Consider the following 7,423-nt stretch of genomic DNA (forward strand, 5'->3'; position numbering starts at 1 on the left):
CCGTAATAGTCTCGCACTGATTTTTATGCGTGCAGCGTGTGATACAGAGTAGGCGTGCAGCATGTGATACAGCCTACCCGTGCACCATGTGATACAGCTTCGGAAGATGACTTGGCTGGACGCTTACGGAGAGGCTGCTCCGCATTTCTGATACCCTCACTCCATCCTTTCGGCAGGGACGCGGACGAGGCCCAGACCCGCTGCTACCTGCCATTCCGCATTGCAAGGTAGTACGCCCAATGGCCATCAAGAAGTCCGAACTCTATTCATCCCTCTGGAAATCCTGTGACGAGCTGCGTGGCGGGATGGATGCCTCGCAGTACAAGGACTACGTCCTGGTACTGCTGTTCGTCAAATACGTCTCGGACAAATACGCAGGCGATCCCAACTCGCTGATCGAGGTGCCGGAAGGCGGCAGCTTTGCCGATATGGTGGCGCTCAAGGGCGACAAGGAGATCGGCGACAAGATCAACCAGATCATCGCCCGCCTGGCTGAGGCCAATAACCTCACCGGCGTTATCGACGTGGCCGACTTCAACGACCAGGAGAAGCTCGGTAAGGGCAAGGAGATGGTCGACCGCCTCTCCAACCTGGTCAGCATCTTCAACTCGCCGGGGCTGGATTTCCGCAGCAACCGCGCTCAGGGTGACGATATCCTTGGCGATGCCTACGAATACCTAATGCGCCACTTCGCCACCGAGTCCGGCAAGAGCAAGGGGCAGTTCTACACCCCGGCTGAAGTGTCGCGGATTATGGCGCAGGTCATTGGCCTGGCCGGTGCCACCGACAGCAAGCAGAGCATCTATGACCCGACCTGCGGTTCGGGTTCGCTGCTGCTCAAAGCGCACGACGAAGCCAAGAGCGTCACCGGCCTAGATCTGGCCATCTACGGCCAGGAAATGGACAAACGCCACCAGCGCTTTGGCCAAGATGAACATGATTCTGCACGACTGCCCCACGGCGGAAATCTGGAAGGACAACACCCTGTCCGCACCGCATTTCAAAGACTCGATGGGCAACCTCAAGCTGTTCGACTTTATCGTCGCCAACCCGCCGTTCTCAACCAAGGCCTGGAGCAATGGCTTCAACCCGGCAGAGGATGAGTACAGCCGCTTTAGCTACGGCATTCCGCCTGAGAAGAACGGCGACTACGCCTTCCTCCTGCACATGCTCACTTCGCTGAAGAGCACCGGCAAAGCGGCGGTGATTCTGCCCCATGGTGTGCTGTTCCGGGGCGGTGCCGAAGGGGTGATCCGCAAGCGCATCCTCCAGCAGGGCTATATCAAAGGCATCATCGGCCTGCCCGCCAACCTGTTCTATGGCACCGGCATTCCTGCCTGCATCATCGTGCTGGACAAGGAAGGCAGTGCTGGTCGCAAGGGCCTGTTCCTGATCGACGCGAGCAAGGGTTTTATCAAGGACGGCAACAAGAACCGTCTGCGTGAGCAGGACATCCACAAGATCGTCGATACCTTCACCCAGCAGATTGAGGTGGAGAAATTCGCACGACTGGTGCCAATGGCTGAGATCGAAGCCAACGACTTCAACCTGAATATCCCGCGCTATATCGACACCAGCGAAGCAGAGGATCTTCAGGACATCGAGGCCCACCTGCATGGCGGCATTCCCGAGCGTGATATCGACGCCCTGCATGCCTACTGGCAGGTGATGCCTAACCTGTGCGGCGCACTGTTCGAGCCCCTGCGCCCCGGTTACCTCAGCCTCAAGGTCGCCATCAGCGAGATCAAGCCGACCATCTTCGGCCACCCCGAATTCGATGCCTTCCGCCAGACCGTGGCGGGCCTGTTCGATGCCTGGCGCAACGAGCACCGACCGCGCCTGCAAAGCATCACCATTGGCGACCGGCCCAAGGCGCTGCTCAATACCCTGGCCGAAGACCTGCTTCACCGCTTCGAGGCGGCTCCGCTGTTGGATGCCTACGACGTCTACCAGCACCTCCAAGACTATTGGTACGCCACCATGCAGGATGACGTGTACCAACTGGTGATCGATGGCTGGCGGCCACTTATTGCTAGTGGCCAAAGCCAAGGCGAACCTAATACCGACCTGCTACCGCCCGAACTGATTGTGCGCCGCTACTACTCCAGTGAAGCCGCTGCCATTACCGAGATGGGAGCCAAACGCGACGCCATCAGTCGCGAGTTGGAAGAGCTGGACGAAGAACAGGGCGGGGAAGACGGCCCATTAGTTGAAGGCAAGACTGACAAGGGCAAGCTCACCGCCGCGAGCGTCAAAGCACGCCTGAGAGCCATCAAGCACGAGCGCGACGCCGATGAAGAACGACAAGCGCTGGAGCAGTGTTTAGCACTCATCGAGCGTGAGGCCGAGGCTGGCAAAAAGGTCAAAGCCGCGCAGAAGACGCTGGATGCCAAGGTGCAGGCCCACTATGGCCTGCTCAGTGAAGCCGAGTTGAAAACCCTGGTGGTGGACGACAAATGGCTGGCTACCCTGCAAGCCGATGTGCAGAGCGAGCTGGATCGCGTTTCCCAGACATTGACCAAGCGAATCCGTGAACTTGCCGAGCGCTATGAGAAAACTCTTTCGCAGCTTGATGAGGAGCTTTCTACTGCATCAACTCGTGTTTCGAAGCACGTAAAAGGGATGAAAGGAGTAGCAGTTCATCAGCTCCTTACAGGACAAGCCCGCCTTCCAGGATTTGGTGGTGAGTGGGAGATGAAGCGGCTTGGGGACGTTGCACGATTTTTTAAAGGAAAAGGTTTGCCAAAATCTGCATTGGTGCTAGGCGGTGCACAACCTTGCATTCATTATGGTGAGCTTTTTACGCAATATGGCGAACGCATCATGCGTACGCTTAGCCAGACCGACTGGGTGGATGGCTGTGTCTTTTCGGAAGAGGGCGACGTGCTAATGCCAACTTCAGATGTAACGCCACGAGGGCTTGCCAAGGCAAGCTGTATTTTATCTGGCGGGGTAGTTGTTGGTGGGGATATCCTCATAATTCGCCTTGATAAGTCGATTGACGGAACTTTTCTTAGTTATATTATTCGCTATCAAGAGGAGCAGGTATTGAGTCTTGTGACAGGATCAACCGTGTATCATTTGTACGCAAGCGATATGAAAAACTTTAAGTTTTATGCTCCCCCTACGATTGAAGAGCAAAAAGCTATTGTGGAAGTCCTCTCAGATGTGGATGACGAACTCGCCGCCCTCGAAGCCCGCCGAGATAAGGCATGCCAGCTCAAGCAGGGCATGATGCAGGAACTGCTAACTGGTAGAATCCGCCTAACAAATCAAGGAGCGTGATGGATGATTCCCGCATGGACGATGGCTGGCGTATTGCCTCCTATACGACCTCAACAACCAGGGCATAGCTCAGATCGCTCGCCCTATGAGGTGGGGCTTTGCGACTTTATTGAACAGTTTGCTTTTACGCCTGAGCGCACTGAAATCTTGAAAGGTTTCCTCGACTACCGTGCAGCACTTCATGGCGCAGGACTGAAAAACGGGTTTCAGTGGGTGGACGGCAGTTTCATGCAGGACGTTGAAAACCATGAAACACGCCCCCCAAATGACGTAGATGTAGTGACCTATTTCCATCTGCCAACGGGGGAGACTCAAGTCTCTCTTTTCGCGAAAGCACGTAATTTGCTTAGCAATACCCATGTAAAAGCGACCTATAAAGTAGATGCCTATCCTTATGTGCTAGGAGAGCCAACGGATACCCGGCAAGTGCGCCAGATCAGCTACTGGTACAGCATGTGGTCGCATCGCCGAGACGGCCTGTGGAAAGGCTTTGTTCAAATTAATTTGAAGCCTGATGAAGATAGCGAAGCTCGGCGAATTCTGAGTCAAAAATATCCACAGGAGACGGCCAAATGAGTACATCTCGTTCATCTCTTGAGTCGGAAATAAAAGAACTCCGGGATATTCTAGCCAGAATTCCGAGCGAGAATGTCATCGAAAGAATTGCCTTCGAAGAACGCTTGATCACAGCCGAGACAGCCCTTGCACAATGTCCTATTAGTCATGTGCTTGAGAAAGCACGTCTAACTTTTAGAGGGCGTCCGGTTGTAGGTAGCCATGGAATTTCCGCTGATTTTGCCAGCAAAGCTTCTGGCGCTTTTACCGATGCATTTGCTGCCGTAGCCGCAAGTTTAAATAAAAGCCTTAACTTTATGGGGCCAATTCCGGACAAAGGCAGAAATCTATTACTAATCACAGGCACGGCTATAGGCTCTTTTGGCTTCGAGTTTGAGTTGCCACCCATACAGGAAGATCTCTTTCCAGAGCCAGAAAAAGGTGAAGAGGCTCTAGAGAAAATTCAAGCGCTATTACGCACGACTGCCGAAGGCTCCGACGATGATGTAGCGGAACTGGTCGAAGAAATTCACCCAAGAGCAGTAAGAAAGGTCGCTGAATTCCTTGGCTATCTAGCACAGCAAGATGCTTGGTGTGGTCTGGAATTTAAAGATCGCTTTTTCCGTTTCAGCGACATCCATCAACTCCAATCCTCAGTAGAACGCTTACAAGATGAAAATATTCAGGAGCAGCAGGAGTCTTACCGTGGGGAGTTTCAAGGAGTTCTGCCTAGCGCCAGAACTTTTGAATTCAAACTTAGTGATCAATCTGGCGTTATAAAAGGCAAGGTCGACCCTGCCATCGAGGATCCCGATATTTTGAATCGGGAGTGGCTACACAAACATGTACAGGTGAGCTTACATGTCATCCGTGTTGGGCAAGGACGACCGCGCTTCACGCTGTTAGATCTGGCATCGATTACCCCGTAGAGGACTCGAGCCTAATTCATAGCCTGTCGGTGCAAAGACGTACACAGCAGAAGCGAAAGGAAACGACTGATGAGCATCGTCGGCCAGATCGAGAAAAAGACCCAGCAACGTGTAGTAGCGCTGTTCCGGCAGCAGCTGGGCTACGAGTACCAGGGCGACTGGGCCGAACGACCGAACAACGCCAATATCGAGCCTGAGCTGCTGCGCAACTGGTTGCTGGGGCAAGGCGTAGAGGCCAACCTGGCCAGTCGCGCCATCTTCGAGCTTAATCGGGTAGCCAACGACGCCAGCAAGGGCCTGTATGACCGCAATAGGGCGGTCTACGAGCTGCTGCGCTATGGCGTGAAGATCAAGCCCGAGGTCGGTGAAAACACCCAGACGGTATGGCTGATCGACTGGAAGTACCCTGAGCGCAATCACTTCGCCATCGCCGAGGAAGTCACCGTCAAGGGCGCTGATGCCAAGGCCAAGACCAAGCGCCCGGATATCGTGCTCTATGTGAACGGCATTGCCCTAGGCGTATTGGAGCTCAAACGTTCCAAGGTGGCAGTGAACGAGGGCATCCGGCAGAACCTGGATAACCAGAAGGCCGAATTTATCCAGCCGTTCTTCTCCACCATGCAGTACGTGATGGCCGGCAACGATACCCAGGGCCTGCGCTACGGCACGATCCAGACCGGTGAGAAGTACTACCTGACCTGGAAAGAGGAAAGCTCGGAAGGCGCGCCAGCCGAGAATCTGCTGGATCGGCATCTGCTTCAGCTGTGTAACAAGGCGCGCTTTCTGGAGCTGATCCACGACTACATCGTCTTCGACAGCGGGGTGAAGAAGCTCTGCCGGCACAACCAGTACTTCGGTATCCGCGAGGCGCAGCGCTACCTGCGTCGGCGCGAGGGCGGGATCATCTGGCACACCCAGGGCTCGGGTAAGTCGCTGACCATGGTCTGGCTGACCAAGTGGATTCGGGAAAACATCCAGGACTCGCGGGTGCTGATCATCACCGACCGCACCGAGCTGGATGAGCAGATCGAGAAGGTGTTTACCGGCGTCAATGAGCAGATCGTGCGCACCACCAGTGGTGCCGATCTGATCGTCAAGCTCAACCAGCCATCTCCCTGGCTGCTGTGTTCGCTGATCCACAAGTTCGGCACCCGCGAGGATGCCGATGTAGAAAATTTTGTAGAGGAGCTGCGCAAGAGTCTGCCGCCAGACTTCCGCGCTAAGGGCGACCTCTATGTGTTCGTTGACGAGTGCCACCGCACCCAGTCCGGTGAGCTTCACAAGGCGATGAAAGCCATCCTGCCCAATGCCGTATTTATCGGTTTCACCGGCACGCCGCTGCTCAAGGCCGACAAGCAGAAGAGCATCGAGGTGTTTGGTCGCTACATCCACACCTACAAATTCGACGAAGCGGTGTCCGATGGCGTGGTACTCGACCTGCGCTATGAAGCCCGCGACATCGACCAGAACATCACCTCACAGCAGAAGATCGATCAGTGGTTCGAGGCCAAGACCAAGGGGTTGAACGACCTGGCCAAGGCGCAGCTCAAGCAGCGCTGGGGCACTATGCAGAAAGTGCTGTCCAGCCAGTCACGGCTGGAGAAGATCGTCGCCGACATCCTGCTCGACATGGCCACCAAGCACCGCCTGGCCGATGGCCGGGGCAATGCGATGCTGGTGACCAGCAGCATCTTCGAGGCCTGCAAGTGCTATGAGCTGTTCTGCAAGGCCGGGATGGGCGACAAGTGCGCCATCGTCACCAGTTACAAGCCTTCGCCAGCGGATATCAAGGGCGAGGCCACCGGAGAGGGGCTGACCGAGAAGCTGCGCCAGTACGAAATCTACAACCAGATGCTGGGCGACAAAGACCCGGAAACCTTCGAGAAGGAGGTGAAGCAGCGCTTCATCAAGGAGCCTGGCCAGATGCGCCTGCTCATCGTGGTGGACAAGCTGCTGACCGGCTTCGACGCGCCTTCCGCGACCTACCTCTACATCGACAAACAGATGCGCGATCACGGCCTGTTCCAGGCCATCTGCCGGGTCAACCGCCTGGATGGTGAGGACAAGCAATACGGTTACATCATCGACTACAAGGACTTGTTCAAGCAGCTGGAAGGCGCCATCGGCGACTACACCAGCGGTGCACTGGACGGCTACGACAAGGCCGATGTGGCAGGCCTGCTGGAAGACCGGCTGAGCAAGGCCCAGGAAGACCTGGAGGAAGCCCGCGAGGCGATCAAGGCCCTGTGCGAACCGGTAGAGAAGCCCAAGGACACGCCTGCCTATCTCCGCTTCTTCTGTGGCACCGACTCAGGTAATGCCGAGGTGCTCAAGGCCAACGAGCCGAAGCGCCTGAACCTGTACAAGATGACCTCCGCACTGATTCGTTGCTTCGGCAATCTGGCAAACGAGTTGGAAGAGGCGGGCTATAGCGCCAGGGAAATCAGCGAGATCAAGGATGAGGTTGATCACTTCACCAAGGTGCGCGACGAGGTGAAGCTTGCTAGTGGCGACTACATCGACCTAACAGGCCGTTGAAAAAAGCCAGAGCCCGCGTGGCTCTGGCAAAATGGCGGCCATCCTCTTCTGCCGAAGCCAGCCCAAGCCGATGCGTGGACTCGACCTCAAACAAAACGAGCTGTTCAGTTATACGA

At 55.6% G+C, this 7,423-nt stretch carries 4 protein-coding genes and 1 pseudogene; all 5 read left to right on the forward strand.

Translation table 11 applies throughout. The features are described from left to right. Positions 1 to 305 precede the first annotated feature (305 nt). Positions 306 to 845: pseudogene (locus CXK94_RS22765) on the forward strand (N-6 DNA methylase); the annotation flags it as partial. 91 nt (positions 846 to 936) lie between these two features. Then, positions 937 to 3,285: an N-6 DNA methylase gene (locus CXK94_RS22770; RefSeq protein WP_258005992.1), complete on the forward strand. Its 2,349-nt coding sequence runs from the start codon at positions 937 to 939 to the stop codon at positions 3,283 to 3,285. A 3-nt stretch (positions 3,286 to 3,288) separates the two neighbouring features. Then, entirely contained in the window at positions 3,289 to 3,861 is a 573-nt protein-coding gene (locus CXK94_RS22090) for a DUF6932 family protein (protein ID WP_102895887.1), read from the forward strand. Then, positions 3,858 to 4,769 (forward strand): hypothetical protein, encoded by a 912-nt coding sequence (locus tag CXK94_RS22095; RefSeq protein WP_102895888.1) that lies wholly within the window; start codon positions 3,858 to 3,860, stop codon positions 4,767 to 4,769. Before CXK94_RS22090 ends, CXK94_RS22095 begins: the two co-directional genes overlap by 4 nt. A gap of 69 nt (positions 4,770 to 4,838) precedes the next feature. Next, positions 4,839 to 7,307, forward strand: a complete 2,469-nt coding sequence (locus CXK94_RS22100; protein ID WP_102895889.1) for a type I restriction endonuclease subunit R — start codon at positions 4,839 to 4,841, stop codon at positions 7,305 to 7,307. Positions 7,308 to 7,423: the final 116 nt, after the last annotated feature.

The organism is Stutzerimonas stutzeri, assembly GCF_002890915.1.
Classification (GTDB): Bacteria; Pseudomonadota; Gammaproteobacteria; order Pseudomonadales; family Pseudomonadaceae; genus Stutzerimonas; species Stutzerimonas stutzeri_AF.